Consider the following 15,583-nt stretch of genomic DNA (forward strand, 5'->3'; position numbering starts at 1 on the left):
GGGCGGACCCGGCAGCCCCCGGGTCATACCCCGGTCGCGGTCGCCCGGCCCTCAGGCGGCCAGTGCCGGTTCGGGCCGGCGCTCCTCCGACGCCGCCAGCAGGGCCGCGTAGCGGCCGCCCGCCGCCGCGAGGGTCTCGTGGTCACCGAGCTCGACGACGCGTCCGCCGTCGAGGACCGCGATGAGGTCGGCGTCGCGCACGGTGGAGAGGCGGTGGGCGACGGTGATGGTGGTACGGCCGCGGCTGACGACGTCCAGGGCGGCCTGCACCTGGCGCTCGGTGCGGGTGTCCAGCGCACTGGTCGCCTCGTCCAGGACGAGCACCCGGGGGTCGCGCAGCAGGGTCCGGGCGACGGCGAGCCGCTGCTTCTCACCGCCGGAGAAGCGGTGGCCGCGCGCCCCGACGAGGGTGTCGTAGCCGTCCGGCAGGGAGGTGACGAGGTCGTGCACCTGCGCCGCGCGGGCGGCCTCCTCGATCTCGGCGTCGGTGGCGTCCGGGCGTGCGTACCGCAGGTTCTCGCGGACGCTGGCGTGCAGCAGGTAGGTCTCCTGCGGGACGAGGCCGACGATCTCGGCGAGGGTGCTCAGCCGCAGGTCGCGCACGTCGACCCCGTCGATGCTCACCCGCCCGGCCGACGGGTCGCGCAGCCGCCCCACCAGGGAGGCGAGGGTCGTCTTCCCGGCCCCGGTGGCGCCCACCAGCGCCAGGCGGGTGCCGGCGGGGACCGTCAGGTCGACCTGGTCGAGCGCGGGCCGCCCGGCGCCGGGGTAGGTGAGGCTGACGCCCTCGAACCGGACCGTGCCGCGGACCTCGGCCGGGTCGAGCTCGACGGGCTGCGCCGGGTCCGCGATGTCGACGGGGAGGTCGAGATACTCGAAGATCCGGCTGAAGAGCGCCAGCGAGCTGGTCACCTGCACCCCCACGTCGAGCACGCCCATGAGCGGGCGGAACAGCCCGGCCTGCAGGGCGGTGAACGCGACCAGGGTGCCGATGGTCATCCCGCCCGAGGTGGCCGGGAGACCGGCCGCGAGGTAGATGAGCGCGGGGATCGCGGCGAAGATGACGCTCATCGTCGCCATGCGCCAGCGGCCCGCGAGCTCGGCGCGGACCTCGAGGTCCAGCAGGCCCTCCGACCCGGCGCGGAACCGGTCGGAGAGCACGGGCCCGGTGCCCATGGTCTTGCCCAGCAGCACCCCGCTGACCGAGAGCGACTCCTCGACCTGGCCGTGCAGGTCGGCGAGCGCGCGCTGGCGCCGCGCCGTGACGGCCCGCCGCATGAGCGCCACGCGGCGGGTGAGCCAGATCGCCGGCGGCAGCACGACGAGGGAGAGCAGCGACAGGCGCCAACTCAGGGCGGCCATGGCCACGGCGGTCCCGACGGCCGTGGTGACGTTGGACGCGACCGACGTGGCCGCTGTCGTCACCACGGACTGCATGGCGCCGATGTCGTGCGTCAGGCGTGACTGGACCTCGCCGCCGCGCGTGCGGGTGAAGAAGTCGAGGGACTGGCGCTGCAGGTGCACGAAGACGTCGGTGCGCAGGCCGTGCATCACGCGCTGGCCCACCGTGGTGGACAGCCAGGTCTGGACGACACCGAGCACCGAGCCGACCACGGTGACCGCGAGCATGCCGGCGACGAGGAGCATCAGGAGCGGGACGTCCTGGCGGGGGATCGCCTCGTCGATGACGCGGCGGGTGAGGAAGGGCATGGCGAGCCCGACGGCGGAGGCGGCCACGATGAGCCCGGCGACGACGGCCAGGCGGCCGGCGTGCGGGCGGAAGAGCCCGCCGATGCGGCGCAGGCTGACCGGGTGGGACTCGAGCTGGGCGAGGTCCTTCGGGTCCTTGCGGGCGGGGGAGTCCCCGCGGCGGCCGCCTCGGGGCGGCCCGGCGATGACGTCGCTCATGGACATCACCTCGATTCAGTCTCGGAAACATGCTGAGGTTACCTCACAATGAGGTAAGCCGGCCACCGCGGTAGGGTGCCGCCATGAGCGAGGCGAGGGGCGGGCCCGGCGCGGGGCACGGCGGCCACGGGGCGACAGACCCTGCGGAACTGCTGATGCGCGCCGCGCGGACCCTGAGACGACGCTCGGCGGAGGCGCTCGCGCCGTGGGAGCTCTCGCCCCACCACGTCCGGGCGCTGCGTGTCGTGTGTGCCGGGGCGGGCGGCGGGGAGACCCGGCTCTCCGACGTCGCCGCCGCGCTGCGCATCGCGCCGCGGTCCGCCACCGAGGTGGTCGACGTCCTGGAGGCCCGCGGGCTGGTCGAGCGCTCGCCGTCCGCCCTGGACCGGCGTGCCGTCGTCGTGCGGCCGACGGCGGAGGGGGAGCGGGTGCGGGCGGCGGTCGAGCGGCACCGCGCCGAGCAGTCCGCCTCCTTCCTCGGCGCGCTGACCCCGGAGGAGCGGGACACGCTGGCGGAACTCCTGCGCAAGGTCCTCGACGAGTAGGTCCCGGCGCCGCCTCGTCGCGGGGCCGGTGTCGGCGGGGTTTGCCATCATGTCCCTCGTGACCGCGACCTCTGTCTCTCCCGACCCCGACGACGACCTCGGCCTGCCGCCGGAGGGGGCACCCGCCGACGTGCCCGCCGCGGCCGAGGCCGACGTGCGGCAGCGGTGGGCGGAGCTCGCCGAGGCGCTCGACGCGGCCCAGTTCGCCTACTACGTGCGGGACGCGCCGACGATCTCGGACGCGGAGTACGACGCGATGATGCGCGACCTCGAGGCGCTGGAGGAGGCGCACCCCGACCTGCGGGTGCCCGAGTCGCCGACGCAGCGGGTGGGCGGGACCTACTCGACGGACTTCGCCACCGTCCAGCACCGCCAGCCGATGCAGAGCCTCGACGACGTCTTCTCCCTGGAGGAGCTGCGCGAGTGGGCCGCGCGGGTGCACGCCGCCGCCGGGCGCACGGACGTGGCGATGACGTGCGAGCTGAAGATCGACGGGCTCGCGGTCAACCTCCTGTACGAGCGGGGCCGCCTCGTGCGCGCCGCCACGCGCGGGGACGGGCGCACCGGGGAGGACGTCACGCTCAACGTCCGCACCATCGACTCGGTGCCCCAGCAGCTCGCCGGTGACCACCACCCGGAAAGCATCGAGATCCGCGGCGAGGTCTTCTTCCCCGTCGCCGCCTTCGAGGAGCTCAACGCCTCGCTCGTCGCGGCCGGGAAGGCCCCGTTCGCCAACCCGCGCAACTCCGCGGCCGGCTCCCTGCGCCAGAAGGACCCGAAGGTCACCGCCTCGCGGGCGCTGGACATGATCGCCCACGGCGTCGGGGCGGTGGAGTGGGGCGCCGACGGGCCGCCCGGACGGTGGTCCTCCCAGTCCCACCTGTACGAGCAGCTGAGGGCGTGGGGCGTTCCGGTCTCCTCCCACACCCGCGTGGTCGAGTCCCGCGAGGCGGCCGAGGAGATGATCGCCTACTACGGCGAGCACCGGCACACCGTCGAGCACGAGATCGACGGCATCGTCATCAAGGTCGACGACTTCGCGCTCCAGCGCCAGATGGGCTCCACCTCCCGCGCGCCGCGCTGGGCCGCGGCGTACAAGTACCCGCCGGAGGAGGTCAACACCAAGCTTCTCGACATCCGCGTCCAGGTGGGCCGCACCGGCCGGGTCACCCCGTACGGCGTCATGGAGCCCGTGCTCGTCGCCGGGTCGACGGTCGCGCAGGCGACGCTGCACAACGCCAACGAGGTGCGCCGCAAGGGCGTGCTGATCGGGGACACGGTGGTGCTGCGCAAGGCCGGGGACGTCATCCCGGAGATCGTGGCGCCGGTGGTGGACCTGCGCGACGGCACGGAGCGCGAGTTCGTCATGCCCACGCACTGCCCCTCCTGCGGCACCCCGCTGGCCCCGGCGAAGGAGGGCGACGTCGACCTGCGCTGCCCCAACGCCCGGTCCTGCCCGGCCCAGCTCACCGAGCGCGTCGCGCACATCGCCTCCCGTGGTGCGCTGGACATCGAGGCCCTCGGCGGCGAGGCCGCCCTGGCGCTGACGGACCCCGAGGCGGGACGCGAACGGGTGGTGGCGGCCCGCGCCGTCGAGGCCGGCCACGGCCCCGTCCCGGACGAGGCGGCGCTCGCGGCCGCCGAGGCGGAGCTGCCGCCGCGTCAGCGACCGGTCCTGACCACCGAGGCCGGTCTGTTCGACCTCACGGTCGACGACCTCGCCGACGTGAGGGTCTGGCGCGAGATCAAGGAGGACGGCGTCGCCACCGGCCGGTGGGAGCAGCGGCTGTTCTTCTGGAACGCGGCGACGTACCGGAAGGACGGCACGCTCGAGAAGCCGTCCCGGCCCGCCGCCAACACCGAGCGCATGATCGCCGAGCTGGAGAAGGCGAGGTCCCAGCCGCTGTGGCGAGTCCTCGTCGCCCTCTCGATCCGCCACGTCGGCCCGACGGCGGCGCGGGCCCTGGCCACCGAGCTCGGTTCGCTGGACGCGATCCGGTCCGCCACCCCGGAGGCCCTGGCGTCCGTGGACGGCGTGGGTCCCGTCATCGCGCAGGCGCTCGGCGAGTGGTTCGCCGTCGACTGGCACCAGGAGATCCTGGACCGCTGGGCGGCCGCCGGGGTACGGACGGCCGACGAGCGCGACGAGTCCGTCCCGCGCACGCTCGAGGGGCTGACCGTCGTCGTCACCGGATCGCTCGAGGGGTTCAGCCGGGACTCCGCCAAGGAGGCGATCATCGCCCGCGGCGGCAAGGCGTCCGGCTCGGTGTCGAAGAAGACGGACTTCGTGGTGGTCGGCGAGAACGCCGGCACCAAGGAGGCCAAGGCTCGCGAGCTCGGCCGGCCGATCCTCGACGAGGCAGGATTCGAGGCCCTGCTGGCCGGCGGCCCGGAGGCCGTGGTGGACCTGGTGAGGACGGAGGCGTGACGCGGGTGCTCCCGACCACGCGCATCACCGTCGACCTCGCCCGCCCGGAGGACTTCGACCGGGTCGGCGAGATCGGTGTCGCCGCCTACCGGGCCGTCCTCGACCTCTCCGAGGACTACGCCACGGCGCTGCGCGACGTCGCCGCCCGGGCGGCCGACGCCGTCGTCCTCGTGGCCCGCGCGGGCCGGGAGGTCCTCGGCTCGCTGACCCTGGCCGCCGCCGGCACCGACTGGGCCGACATCGCGGTCGGCGACGAGCTCGAGATCCGCATGTTCACCGTCGACCCGGGCGCGCAGCGTCGCGGCGCGGGGGAGGCGCTGCTGAGGGCGGCGGCGGAGTGGGCCGGGGAGCACGCGTTCCCCGCCCTCGTGCTCTCGGTGGTCAGCGCCGAGGGACCCGGCGCGCCGCACCGCCTCTACGAGCGGCTCGGCTACCGGCGGGTGCCGTCGCGCGACTACGTCGGCGGCTGGGACCCGCACCCGCAGATGTGGTTCTACGAGCTCAGGCTCTGAGGGCCCCCGCGGCGCCTCCCGCGGCGGCGCGCGTGGTCAGAGGAGGGGCCCGAGCGGCCGGAGGAGGCGCTCGACGACGCGGCGCGTCAGCCCGCGCTGCTCCCACTCCTCGAGCGTCAGCTCGCGGCAGTTGCCGAGGTCCGTGGCGAAGATCTTCTCCATCTGCGCGGCGAGGTCGTCGTCGTAGAGCTCGAGGTTGATCTCGAAGTTCCCGGTCATGGAGAGCCGGTCGATGTTCGTGGTGCCCACGGTCGTCCAGCGGCCGTCCACGGTCATCGTCTTCGCGTGCACCATCGCGTCCTGGAAGAGCCAGATGCTGACCCCCGCCTCGAGCAGGCGCGTGTAGTAGGTGCGGGCGGCCCAGTCCGCCAGGATGTGGTTGGAGTACTCGGGGATGAGGACGCGCACGTCGACACCGCGGCGGGCGGCCGAGATGAGGGCGTTGAGGATCTCCCGGTCCGGGATGAAGTAGCCCTGCGTGATGTAGACGTGGTGCTCGGCGCGGTCGATCGCCTCGAGGTAGATGCCGCGGACGGGGAAGATCAGGCGGGCGGGCGCGTTCTGCGCGGCACGGATCCGCGCGTCCCACGACCGCGCCCCGCGGTCCGGGATCTCGGGGTGGCGCTTGTGGCGGTGGTCGTTCCAGAAGTCGACGAAGGCGTTCTCCAGCTCCCACGCCGAGGGCCCGTCCACCCGCAGGTGGGTGTCCCGCCACGACGTGGCGTACAGGTCGCCGATGTTGTACCCGCCCACGTAGCCGGTCACCCCGTCGACGACCAGGATCTTGCGGTGGTCGCGCCCCGTCTTGCGCAGGTTGAACGTCAGCAGGCCCGGCCGGAAGAACGGGAACCTCAGCACGTGCAGGTTCGGCAGGTCGGGGAACTGCTTGAACCGGGGGGAGACCACCGTGTTGCCCCAGCTGTCGAACACGATGAAGACCTCGACCCCGCGCCGGGCGGCCGCGAGGAGGGCGTCCTTGAACCGGCGCCCGGTCGCGTCGGACTTCCAGATGAAGGTCTCGAAGTAGACGGTGCGCTCGGCGGAGTCGATGCGGGCCAGCATGTCCTCGTAGAGGTCGGCGCCGTAGGTGAAGGTGGTGACGAAGGAGTCCGCGACGGGCACCCGCGCCGGCTCCGTGCGGGGGAACTCGCCCGACGGCGGCTGACGCAGCTTGCGGACGCGGTCCACCGTCAGCACGGTCGCCACGGCGGCCGCCTGCAGCGTGACCACCCCGGTCACGTACCACCGCGCCGCGCGCCACACGTCCCGGGCCCCGACGTGCGGGAGTCTGAGGATGGCGCCGACGGCGCGCTGACGGAGCGACATGACCACAAACCTAGGGCACCGCGCCGTCCGGATCATCGTGAAAGCGCTGAGGTGCCGCGGCTGCGGCCCGGTGCCGTCCGGCGGCGCGCGGGCGCGGGCGAGGTGATACTGGGCCGATGATCTCCCTCGAGCTCGCCCGGGCCCTGCAGGAGGCGGGGCTGCGGTGGCGGCCGGCGGCCGGCGACCGCTTCTCGATCGACCAGCCCGACCTGGCCGACGACGTCTTCACGATCTCGGAGATGACCGTCGAGGCGAGGACGTACCCCACCGGGACGATCCTGGGTTTCAACGGCACCACCGAGTGGGCGCTCGACTCCGTGACTCTCGAGCAGACCGTCTGGCGCCCGCGCGAGGACCAGCTCCGCGAGCTGCTCGGCACCACCTTCCGCCGGCTCGAGCGCGACGACGGCGCCTACCGCGTCCACGCGCGGTTCCCCGCCGGCACGGGCACCGAGGACGTCGAGCACGCCGCCGTGGAGCCCGCCGACGCGTACGGCGCGGCGCTCCTGGACCTCATCGCCAGGTCGTCGGGCTGACCTCCGGGCCGGCTTCACCCCGCGCCCGCCGGGCCACGTAGAATCGCCGCCATGTCCACCATCTCTTCCGACGAGGTCGCGCGCGTCGCGGCCCTGGCACGGATCGCGCTGACCGACGAGGAGATCGACCGGCTCGCCGGCGAGCTCGACGTCATCGCCGGCGCCGTCGCCCGGGTCAACGAGGTCGCCACCCCCGACGTGCCCGCCACCTCCCACCCGATCCCGCTGACCAACGTCTGGCGCGAGGACGAGGTGGTCGAGACCCTCGACGTCGACGCCGTCATGGCCGCCGCGCCGGAGGCGAGCGACGGCATGTTCGCCGTGCCGCAGATCCTCGGGGAGGACGCATGAGCGACCTCACCCGCCGCACCGCCGCCGAGCTCGCCGAGCTCCTCCGCTCCCGGGAGGTCTCCAGCGTCGAGGTGACGCAGGCGCACCTGGACCGCATGGCCGCCGTCGAGGGCGCCGTCGGTGCCTTCCTGCACACCAACACCGAGGAGGCGCTCGCCGCGGCCGCCGAGGTGGACGCCCGCCGGTCCGCGGGGGAGGATCTGCCCGAGCTGGCCGGCGTGCCGATCGCCGTCAAGGACGTCGTCGTCACCAAGGGCCAGGTCACCACCGCCGCGTCGAAGATCCTCGAGGGCTGGGTGCCGCCCTACGACGCGACCCTGGTGCGCAAGCTGCGCGAGGCGGGCCTGCCGATCCTCGGCAAGACCAACATGGACGAGTTCGCCATGGGGTCCAGCACGGAGCACTCCGCGTTCGGGCCCACCCGCAACCCGTGGGACCTCGAGCGGATCCCCGGCGGCTCCGGGGGCGGGTCGGCGGCCGCCGTCGCCGCCTTCGAGGCCCCGCTCGCCATCGGCACGGACACGGGCGGGTCCATCCGCCAGCCCGCCGCCGTCACCGGCACCGTCGGCGCCAAGCCCACCTACGGCGGCGTCTCCCGCTACGGCCTCATCGCCATGGCGTCCTCGCTCGACCAGGCCGGTCCCGTCTCCCGCACGGTGCTCGACTCGGCGCTGCTGCACGAGGTCATCGGCGGTCACGACCCCCTCGACTCCACCTCGCTCACCGACCCGGTCGGCGGGCTGGCCGAGGCGGCGCGCTCGCGCGACCTCGCCGGCGTGCGCGTCGGCATCGTCTCCGAGCTGGGTGGGGAGGGCTACCAGCCGGGCGTCCGGGCCAGCTTCGAGCACGCGGTGGAGCTGCTCCGCTCCGCCGGCGCCGAGATCGTCGAGGTCTCCTGCCCGAGCTTCGACTACGCCCTGGCGGCCTACTACCTGATCATGCCCGCGGAGGCGTCCTCGAACCTGGCGAAGTTCGACGGCATGCGCTTCGGGCTGCGCGTGGAGCCGGAGAGCGGGCCGGTGACCGCCGAGACGGTGATGGCCGCGACCCGTGGCGCCGGCTTCGGCGACGAGGTCAAGCGCCGCATCATCCTCGGCACCCACGCCCTCTCGGCCGGGTACTACGACGCCTACTACGGCTCGGCGCAGAAGGTGCGCACGCTCATCCAGCGCGACTTCGCGGCGGCCTTCGCCGACGCCGACGTGCTCGTCTCCCCGACGTCCCCCACCACGGCGTTCCGGTTCGGGGAGAAGCTCGACGACCCGCTGGCCATGTACCTCAACGACATCGCCACCATCCCCGCCAACCTCGCCGGCGTGCCCGGCCTGTCGCTGCCCTCGGGCCTGAGCGACGACGGCCTGCCGGTCGGGTTCCAGATCCTCGCGCCGGCCCGCGAGGACGCGCGCATGTACCGGGTCGGCGGCGTGCTCGAGCGCCTGCTGACCGCCGAGTGGGGCGGGCCCCTCCTCGACCGGGCCCCCGAGCTGGAGGTGAGCTCCCGATGAGCACGCAGACCGAGACCCTGGTCGACTACGACGAGGCGGTGCGCAAGTACGACCCGGTGCTGGGCATCGAGGTGCACGTGGAGCTGGGCACCGCGTCGAAGATGTTCGACGGTGCGCCGCAGACCTTCGGCTCCGCGCCGAACACCGCGGTGACGCCCGTCTCCCTCGGGCTGCCGGGCGCGCTGCCGGTCGTGAACGGCAAGGCCGTCGAGTACGCCGTGCGCATCGGCCTGGCGCTGAACTGCGAGATCGCGGAGTCCTGCCGCTTCGCCCGGAAGAACTACTTCTACCCGGACGTGCCGAAGAACTTCCAGACCTCCCAGTACGACGAGCCGATCGCGCACGACGGCTACCTCGACGTCGAGCTCTCGGACGGCGAGATCTTCCGGGTGCAGATCGAGCGCGCCCACATGGAGGAGGACGCCGGCAAGAACACCCACGTCGGCGGCGCCACCGGCCGCATCCACGGGGCGACGCACTCGCTCGTCGACTACAACCGCGCCGGCATCCCCCTGGTGGAGATCGTCACCCGGCCGATCGAGGGCGCCGGCGAGCGCGCCCCCGAGGTGGCCCGCGCCTACGTCAACGCCCTGCGCGACATCTTCCGCACCCTCGGCGTGTCGGAGGCCCGGATGGAGCGGGGCAACGTCCGCGCCGACGTCAACGTCTCCCTGCGCGCGAACCCGACCGACCCGCTGGGGACCCGGACGGAGACCAAGAACGTCAACTCGTTCCGGTCGATCGAGCGCGCCGTGCGCCACGAGATCTCCCGCCAGGCGGGGATCCTCGACGCCGGCGGCGCCGTGGTGCAGGAGACCCGGCACTGGCACGAGGACACCGGCACGACGTCACCGGGCCGCGTGAAGTCCGACGCCGAGGACTACCGCTACTTCCCCGAGCCCGACCTGGTGCCGATCGCACCGGCGCGCGAGTGGGTCGAGGAGATCCGGGCGAGCCTGCCTGAGCTCCCGGCCGTCCGCCGTCGCCGGCTGCAGGGCGAGTGGGGCTTCTCCGACGCGGAGATGCGCGACCTCGTCAACGCCGGCGCCGGTGAGCTCGTCGAGGCCACCGTCGCCGCGGGCGCCTCGCCCGCCGCCGCGCGCAAGTGGTGGATGGGGGAGCTCTCCCGCACCGCCAAGGCGGACGGCGTGAGCCTGGAGGAGCTGTCCGTCACCCCGGCCCAGGTGGCCGAGCTCGCGGCGCTCGTCGACGCCGGCCGGATCAACGACAAGCTGGCGAAGCAGGTGCTCGCGGGCGTGCTCGCCGGCGAGGGGTCGCCGGAGGAGGTCGTCGTCGCCCGGGGCCTGGAGGTCGTCTCGGACGACGGCGCTCTCGAGGCCGCCGTGGACGAGGCGCTCGCCGCCAACCCCGACGTCGTCGAGAAGATCCGCGGCGGCAAGGTGCAGGCGGCCGGCGCGATCGTCGGCGCGGTGATGAAGGCGACGCGCGGCCAGGCGGACGCCGCCCGCGTCCGCGAGATCCTCATGGCGCGTATCGGCTGACCATCCCTCCCCCACGCCCCCACACGGTGAGAGGTCAAGTTCTCCCTGAGAAGTCATCTCCTCCGTGAGGCGGGATCGCGGTGACCACGCGGCACCTGGGTGAGGACGTGACCTCTCGGCGAGAACGCGCCGCCTCCGTGAGGACGTGACCTCTCGGCGAGGACGTGACCTCTCGGCGAGAACGTGGCACCTCGGTGAGGACGTGACCTCTCGGCGAGAACATGACCACTCGCTGAGAGCGCGGGGTTGCGGTGAGAACGTGACGTCTCGCGGCCGGGGCGAGTGACGGCGGCGGGTCCTTCCTTCGGGGTCCGCCGTCGTCGTCGGGCGTGGGCCCGGTGCCGACGGGGCCGCCTCGCGGTGACCCGCGCCGCCGCTCGACCGGGTGTGGCGCGGGTTACGATTCAGCGCGATTCAGCGCACGTCCCGACCCGCCCGGAAGGCACTCCCATGGCAATGCCCAGTCCCAGCTACACGATCACCCTGCGGGTGGAGGTGCCGGCGTCGCAGCGGGCGACGAGCACGGTGGTGGCGGCGGTGGCCGAGGCCGGCGCCGCGGTGATGGGCGTGGACATCGTCCACTCCTCCACGACGAAGCTCACGGTCGACGTCACCTGCGACACGGTCGACGGCGAGCACGGCGAGCGCGTGCGCGACGCCCTGAACGCTCTCGACGGCGTGCACGTGCTGAAGATGTCCGACTCGACGTTCCTCATGCACCTCGGCGGCAAGATCGAGGTCAGCCTCAAGGTGCCGCTGAAGACGCGGCGCGACCTCTCCCGCGCCTACACCCCCGGTGTCGCCCGGGTCTGCACCGCCATCGCCGAGAAGCCCGAGGACGCGCGCCGCCTGACGATCAAGCGCAACACCGTCGCCGTCGTCACGGACGGCACCGCGGTGCTCGGGCTCGGGGACATCGGCCCCGCCGCCGCCCTGCCGGTGATGGAGGGCAAGGCGGCGCTGTTCAAGGAGTTCGGCCACGTGGACGCGTGGCCCGTGTGCCTGGACACCAAGGACACCGAGGAGATCATCTCCATCGTCAAGGCCATGGCCCCGGTGTACGGGGGCATCAACCTCGAGGACATCTCGGCGCCGCGGTGCTTCGAGATCGAGGCCCGGCTGCGCGAGGAGCTGGACATCCCGGTCTTCCACGACGACCAGCACGGCACCGCCATCGTGGTGCTGGCGGCGCTGATCAACGCGCTGAAGGTGACCGGGAAGTCGATGGAGGACGTGCGCGTCGTCGTCTCCGGCGTGGGAGCGGCGGGATCGGCCATCATCAAGCTGCTCAAGGCGCAGGGTGCTCGGCACATCGTCGCCTTCGGCCGCGGGGGAGCGCTGCACCGGGCGGCCGCCGACGGCGACGAGCACCGCAGGTTGATCGCCGACAACACCAACGAGGACGGTTTCAGCGGGACCCTGAAGGAGGGGCTGGTGGGGGCGGACGTCTTCATCGGCGTCTCCGCGGGGAACATCCTCACCGGCGCCGACGTCGCGACGATGAACGACGGCGCGATCGTCTTCGCCCTGGCGAACCCGACGCCTGAGGTCGACCCGATCGAGGCGGGGGAGACGGCCGCCGTCGTGGCCACGGGACGCAGCGACTACCCGAACCAGATCAACAACGTCCTCGCCTTCCCCGGTCTCTTCCGCGGGCTCCTGGACGTCGGCGCCACGCACATCTCCCCGGAGCTGCTGCGCGTGGCGGCGGTCGCGATCGCCGGTGTGGTCTCCGACGACGAGCTGAACCCGGGCTTCATCATCCCCGGCGTGTTCGACGTCCGCGTGGCCGAGGCGGTGGCAGAGGCCGTGCGCACGGAGGCGCAGCGCCACCTCGACCAGCAGCGTGCCGAGGGCGACGGGAGCCCGATCGCGGCCGGCCCCGGCACGGACGCGAAGGCCGTCCAGGCGGGCTGAGCCCGCCGCCCGGGGCGGGCCGCCCGGGCAGGCGTGACGGCGCCTGCCGCCCGGGCGGGCCGCCCGGAGCACGGCGAAGGGCCCCGGCCGTCCGGCCGGGGCCCTTCGTGGTGACGGTGACGGGTCGTGCCCGCCTCTGGCGGTGGGCTCGTCGAGATGGTTCAGCGCAGCCAGCTGTTGCCGACCTTGCCGGCCCACCACTTGCCCAGGCCCCAGGTGTCGCCCGAGAGGGTGACCGCCGAGATGATCAGCAGCATCGCCTCGACCCAGTGGGAGTCGGTGATGGGGTTGGTGCCGCCGAGGGCCAGGGGCAGCTCTGCCATGTACATGAAGAGCATGAGCAGGGAGCCGGTGACCGCGGCGATCTTCAGGCCCGCGCCGGTCATCATCGCGACACCGATGCCGAGCAGACCGGCCATGAAGAGGGCGTCGCCGAAGGGGTTGACGAAGACCTGGAAGAGACCGGAGAACGGGCCCTCGATGCCCTTGATGAAGCCCTGGGCGGGGGTGCCGCCGTTGATCCAGGCACGCTCGGCCGGGGTCATGTACCCCAGGCCGAACAGCTTGTCGATGAAGGCCCAGAGGAAGACCCAGCCGATGATGATGCGGCCGACCGCGAGGGTCTTGCGCGCCGCCGACGAGGTGATGATGTCTTCCTGCAGGGTGACGTCGCGTTCGGTGCGGCGCGGGGTCGTGGTAGCCATCGTGCTCTCCTTCGAGCGTCGTGCTGTTGGGGGGGTCGAGCCGGGTTGTTTGCCCTTGACAAGAGCATGGGGCACCCAAATGTCCGGTTCCTGGGGCTTACGTCCCGTTCGCGCAGGAAGGTGCGCGCGAACGGCTGGCCAACGCCCTCGGCGGCTTCCGTCATCTGGGCCCGCGATCGCCTTGACAGACGACAGACGCTGGAGTTGACTCTCTCTACATGGAAGGTAACTTCCATATCGCGGAATCGATGGGGATGACGGAGGGTGTCATGCAGGCCACCGGGCTGGACCGCCTGAACGCGGCGGACGCGGACGAGGCGCGGGCGCTGCTGCTGGCGTGCGCGGCCGTTCCGCGCTGGGCCGACGAGGTGGTGCGCGGGCGACCATACGCCTCCCTCGAGGACGTTCTCGACGCCGCCCGCAAGGTGGCCGACCCGTGGACCGACGAGGAGATCGACGCCGCCCTCGCCCGCCACCCGCGGATCGGCGAGCGTGCCGCCGGCGGGGACCGGGACGCCGAGCACTCACGCCGCGAGCAGGCCGGCGTGGCCGGGGCGGACGGCGACGTCGTGCGCCGGCTGGCGGAGGGCAACCGTGCGTACGAGCAGCGCTTCGGGCACGTCTTCCTCATCAGGGCCGCAGGCCGGGGCCCGGAGGAGATCCTCGCGGCGCTCGACGAGCGCCTGGACAACGACCCCGCGACGGAACGCCGGATCGCTGCGGAGCAGCTCCGCGAGATCGCGGTCCTCAGACTCGAAGGAGAGCTCTCGTGACCTCGCACGTCACCACCCACGTCCTCGACGCCGTCGCAGGCGTCCCCGCAGCCGGCATCGGCGTCCGGCTCTCGCGGCACGACGCGGACGCCCTCACCGAGGTGGCCTCCGGCGTCACCGACGAGGACGGCCGCATCCGCGACCTCGGGCCGGAGCGCCTCGACGCCGGGACCTACCGCATCGTCTTCGCGACCGGGGAGTACTTCGCCGCCCGCGAGCAGCGCACCTTCTACCCGCAGGTCACCATCGACTTCGCCGTGGAGGACGGGCAGGGCCACTACCACGTGCCGATCCTCCTCAGCCCGTTCGCGTACTCCACCTACCGCGGGAGCTGAGGCCCCCTCCTGCCCACGCCTACCGCCCGTCCCGAGGCCGGGAGGAGCGGGACGCCCCCGCGTCGAGCGCGCACCACGCCGGTGCCGGGGGCGACGGCGGACCCGGACCGCACCGGCGGGCCCACTCTCCGGGGGGCCCGGGGACCTCACCGGCGGGCCCGCTCACCGGCGGGCCCGCTCACCGGCGGGCCCGCTCACCGGCGGGCCCGCTCACCGGCGGGCCCGGCGCCCGCACCGGACCACGACGTCGCAGAAACACCTATCGAAGGAGCTAGACATGAGCGACACCCTCACCAACCCCGCGACCGGCGACGGCGTCGAGGCGGCCGGCTCGATCGTGCTGGGGGACAACCAGTACGGCAAGGCCGAGGTCCGCCTCGTCCGCGTCGACCGCGACAAGCCGCGTCACCGCGTCACCGAGCTCTCGGTCACCTCTCAGCTGCGGGGTGACTTCACGGTCGCCCACACCGAGGGCGACAACTCGCCCGTGGTGGCGACGGACACCCAGAAGAACACGGTCTTCGCCCTCGCCGGCGAGGGCATCTCCTCCCCGGAGGAGTTCGCGATGCGGCTCGCGGAGCACTTCACCTCCTCCTTCGACTGGGTCACCGGCGGGCGCTGGGGCGTGAAGGAGTACACCTGGGAGCACATCCCGACGTCCCTGACCAACAACGCCGCCGACGGCGAGCACAACCACGCCTTCGTCAAGGGCGGGACCGAGACCCGCACCGCCGTCGTCCAGCGGGACGGCGACGAGGTCTTCGTCGTCGCCGGGCTCGAGGACCTGAAGGTCCTGAAGTCGACCGGCTCGGAGTTCCACGGGTTCCCGCGCGACCGCTACACCACCCTGGTCGAGACGAACGACCGCATCCTCGCGACCTCGGTGACCGCCCGGTGGCGGTACCTGCGCACCGACATCGACTTCAACGCGGCCTACGACGACGTGCGCCGGATCCTCCTGGAGACCTTCGCCGACGTCCACTCCCTCGCCCTGCAGCAGACGCTGTACCAGATGGGCGCCAAGGTCCTCGAGGCGCACCCGGAGATCGGCGAGATCAAGTTCTCGATGCCGAACCTGCACCACTTCGTCGTGGACTTCGAGCCCTTCGGTCTGGAGAACCCGAACGAGGTCTTCTACGCGGCCGACCGGCCCTACGGCCTCATCGAGGGCGAGGTGAAGCGTTCCGACGTCGCCCCCGAGCCCCGCGCCTGGGCGACCGTGACGGGCTTCTGCTGACGAG

14 protein-coding genes are annotated in these 15,583 nt (G+C 73.0%); 11 read left to right on the top strand and 3 right to left on the bottom strand.

Translation table 11 applies throughout. The annotated features are described in order from the left end of the window. Positions 1 to 51: 51 nt before the first annotated feature. Positions 52 to 1,908, bottom strand: coding sequence for an ABC transporter ATP-binding protein (locus ATJ97_RS16220; protein WP_098484620.1), 1,857 nt, complete (start codon positions 1,906 to 1,908; stop codon positions 52 to 54). 83 nt (positions 1,909 to 1,991) lie between these two features. On the opposite strand from ATJ97_RS16220, the gene ATJ97_RS16225 reads away from it, so the two are divergent. The 3 genes from ATJ97_RS16225 to ATJ97_RS16235 are packed head-to-tail and all read left to right on the top strand — an operon-like array spanning position 1,992 to position 5,393. Continuing rightward, positions 1,992 to 2,453 (top strand): MarR family winged helix-turn-helix transcriptional regulator, encoded by a 462-nt coding sequence (locus ATJ97_RS16225; protein WP_098484621.1) that lies wholly within the window; start codon positions 1,992 to 1,994, stop codon positions 2,451 to 2,453. Between the two features lie 49 nt (positions 2,454 to 2,502). Further along, complete coding sequence (gene ligA / locus ATJ97_RS16230) at positions 2,503 to 4,881, top strand: NAD-dependent DNA ligase LigA (protein WP_098485551.1); 2,379 nt, start codon at positions 2,503 to 2,505, stop codon at positions 4,879 to 4,881. Continuing rightward, complete coding sequence (locus tag ATJ97_RS16235) at positions 4,878 to 5,393, top strand: GNAT family N-acetyltransferase (protein WP_211287269.1); 516 nt, start codon at positions 4,878 to 4,880, stop codon at positions 5,391 to 5,393. Before ligA ends, ATJ97_RS16235 begins: the two co-directional genes overlap by 4 nt. Positions 5,394 to 5,429: 36 nt before the next feature. On the opposite strand, the gene ATJ97_RS16240 is transcribed toward ATJ97_RS16235, so the two are convergent. Continuing rightward, positions 5,430 to 6,719 (bottom strand): phospholipase D-like domain-containing protein, encoded by a 1,290-nt coding sequence (locus ATJ97_RS16240; protein WP_098485553.1) that lies wholly within the window; start codon positions 6,717 to 6,719, stop codon positions 5,430 to 5,432. A 116-nt stretch (positions 6,720 to 6,835) separates the two neighbouring features. Between ATJ97_RS16240 and ATJ97_RS16245 the strand changes: the two genes are divergently transcribed. The 5 genes from ATJ97_RS16245 to ATJ97_RS16265 all read left to right on the top strand — a co-directional run bounded on the left by ATJ97_RS16245 (position 6,836) and on the right by ATJ97_RS16265 (position 12,530). Next, complete coding sequence (locus ATJ97_RS16245) at positions 6,836 to 7,255, top strand: pilus assembly protein CpaE (protein ID WP_098484622.1); 420 nt, start codon at positions 6,836 to 6,838, stop codon at positions 7,253 to 7,255. Between the two features lie 51 nt (positions 7,256 to 7,306). Beyond that, entirely contained in the window at positions 7,307 to 7,606 is a 300-nt protein-coding gene (gene gatC / locus ATJ97_RS16250) for an Asp-tRNA(Asn)/Glu-tRNA(Gln) amidotransferase subunit GatC (RefSeq protein WP_098484623.1), read from the top strand. Then, positions 7,603 to 9,111 carry an Asp-tRNA(Asn)/Glu-tRNA(Gln) amidotransferase subunit GatA gene (gene gatA / locus ATJ97_RS16255; protein WP_098484624.1) on the top strand — a complete coding sequence of 503 codons (1,509 nt, stop codon included), beginning with the start codon at positions 7,603 to 7,605 and terminating at the stop codon, positions 9,109 to 9,111. Before gatC ends, gatA begins: the two co-directional genes overlap by 4 nt. Then, positions 9,108 to 10,613, top strand: a complete 1,506-nt coding sequence (gene gatB, locus ATJ97_RS16260) for an Asp-tRNA(Asn)/Glu-tRNA(Gln) amidotransferase subunit GatB (RefSeq protein ID WP_098484625.1) — start codon at positions 9,108 to 9,110, stop codon at positions 10,611 to 10,613. The genes gatA and gatB overlap by 4 nt, the downstream gene beginning before the upstream one ends. 450 nt (positions 10,614 to 11,063) lie before the next feature. Beyond that, a complete protein-coding gene (locus ATJ97_RS16265; protein ID WP_098484626.1) occupies positions 11,064 to 12,530 on the top strand; it encodes an NAD-dependent malic enzyme in 1,467 nt (488 codons plus the stop codon). Positions 12,531 to 12,691: 161 nt separating this feature from the next. On the opposite strand, the gene ATJ97_RS16270 is transcribed toward ATJ97_RS16265, so the two are convergent. Continuing rightward, positions 12,692 to 13,234, bottom strand: coding sequence for a DoxX family protein (locus tag ATJ97_RS16270; protein ID WP_098484627.1), 543 nt, complete (start codon positions 13,232 to 13,234; stop codon positions 12,692 to 12,694). A 218-nt stretch (positions 13,235 to 13,452) separates the two neighbouring features. Between ATJ97_RS16270 and uraD the strand changes: the two genes are divergently transcribed. The 3 genes from uraD to pucL all read left to right on the top strand — a co-directional run bounded on the left by uraD (position 13,453) and on the right by pucL (position 15,579). Beyond that, complete coding sequence (gene uraD / locus ATJ97_RS16275; protein WP_245862656.1) at positions 13,453 to 14,007, top strand: 2-oxo-4-hydroxy-4-carboxy-5-ureidoimidazoline decarboxylase; 555 nt, start codon at positions 13,453 to 13,455, stop codon at positions 14,005 to 14,007. Further along, positions 14,004 to 14,342: a hydroxyisourate hydrolase gene (gene uraH, locus ATJ97_RS16280; protein WP_098484628.1), complete on the top strand. Its 339-nt coding sequence runs from the start codon at positions 14,004 to 14,006 to the stop codon at positions 14,340 to 14,342. Before uraD ends, uraH begins: the two co-directional genes overlap by 4 nt. Before the next feature lie 277 nt (positions 14,343 to 14,619). Beyond that, positions 14,620 to 15,579, top strand: coding sequence for a factor-independent urate hydroxylase (gene pucL / locus ATJ97_RS16285; protein ID WP_098484629.1), 960 nt, complete (start codon positions 14,620 to 14,622; stop codon positions 15,577 to 15,579). Positions 15,580 to 15,583: the final 4 nt, after the last annotated feature.

The organism is Georgenia soli (genome assembly GCF_002563695.1).
GTDB lineage: Bacteria > Actinomycetota > Actinomycetes > Actinomycetales > Actinomycetaceae > Georgenia > Georgenia soli.

Coding starts and splice junctions, on each gene's coding strand:
- ligA (WP_098485551.1), top strand. CDS start 2,503: ATGTCCCTCGTGACCGCGACCTCTGTCTCTCCCGACCCCGACGACGAC.
- gatB (WP_098484625.1), top strand. CDS start 9,108: ATGAGCACGCAGACCGAGACCCTGGTCGACTACGACGAGGCGGTGCGC.
- ATJ97_RS16245 (WP_098484622.1), top strand. CDS start 6,836: ATGATCTCCCTCGAGCTCGCCCGGGCCCTGCAGGAGGCGGGGCTGCGG.
- uraD (WP_245862656.1), top strand. CDS start 13,453: ATGGAAGGTAACTTCCATATCGCGGAATCGATGGGGATGACGGAGGGT.
- pucL (WP_098484629.1), top strand. CDS start 14,620: ATGAGCGACACCCTCACCAACCCCGCGACCGGCGACGGCGTCGAGGCG.
- gatA (WP_098484624.1), top strand. CDS start 7,603: ATGAGCGACCTCACCCGCCGCACCGCCGCCGAGCTCGCCGAGCTCCTC.
- gatC (WP_098484623.1), top strand. CDS start 7,307: ATGTCCACCATCTCTTCCGACGAGGTCGCGCGCGTCGCGGCCCTGGCA.
- ATJ97_RS16265 (WP_098484626.1), top strand. CDS start 11,064: ATGGCAATGCCCAGTCCCAGCTACACGATCACCCTGCGGGTGGAGGTG.
- ATJ97_RS16240 (WP_098485553.1), bottom strand. CDS start 6,719: ATGTCGCTCCGTCAGCGCGCCGTCGGCGCCATCCTCAGACTCCCGCAC.
- ATJ97_RS16220 (WP_098484620.1), bottom strand. CDS start 1,908: ATGAGCGACGTCATCGCCGGGCCGCCCCGAGGCGGCCGCCGCGGGGAC.
- ATJ97_RS16225 (WP_098484621.1), top strand. CDS start 1,992: ATGAGCGAGGCGAGGGGCGGGCCCGGCGCGGGGCACGGCGGCCACGGG.
- ATJ97_RS16270 (WP_098484627.1), bottom strand. CDS start 13,234: ATGGCTACCACGACCCCGCGCCGCACCGAACGCGACGTCACCCTGCAG.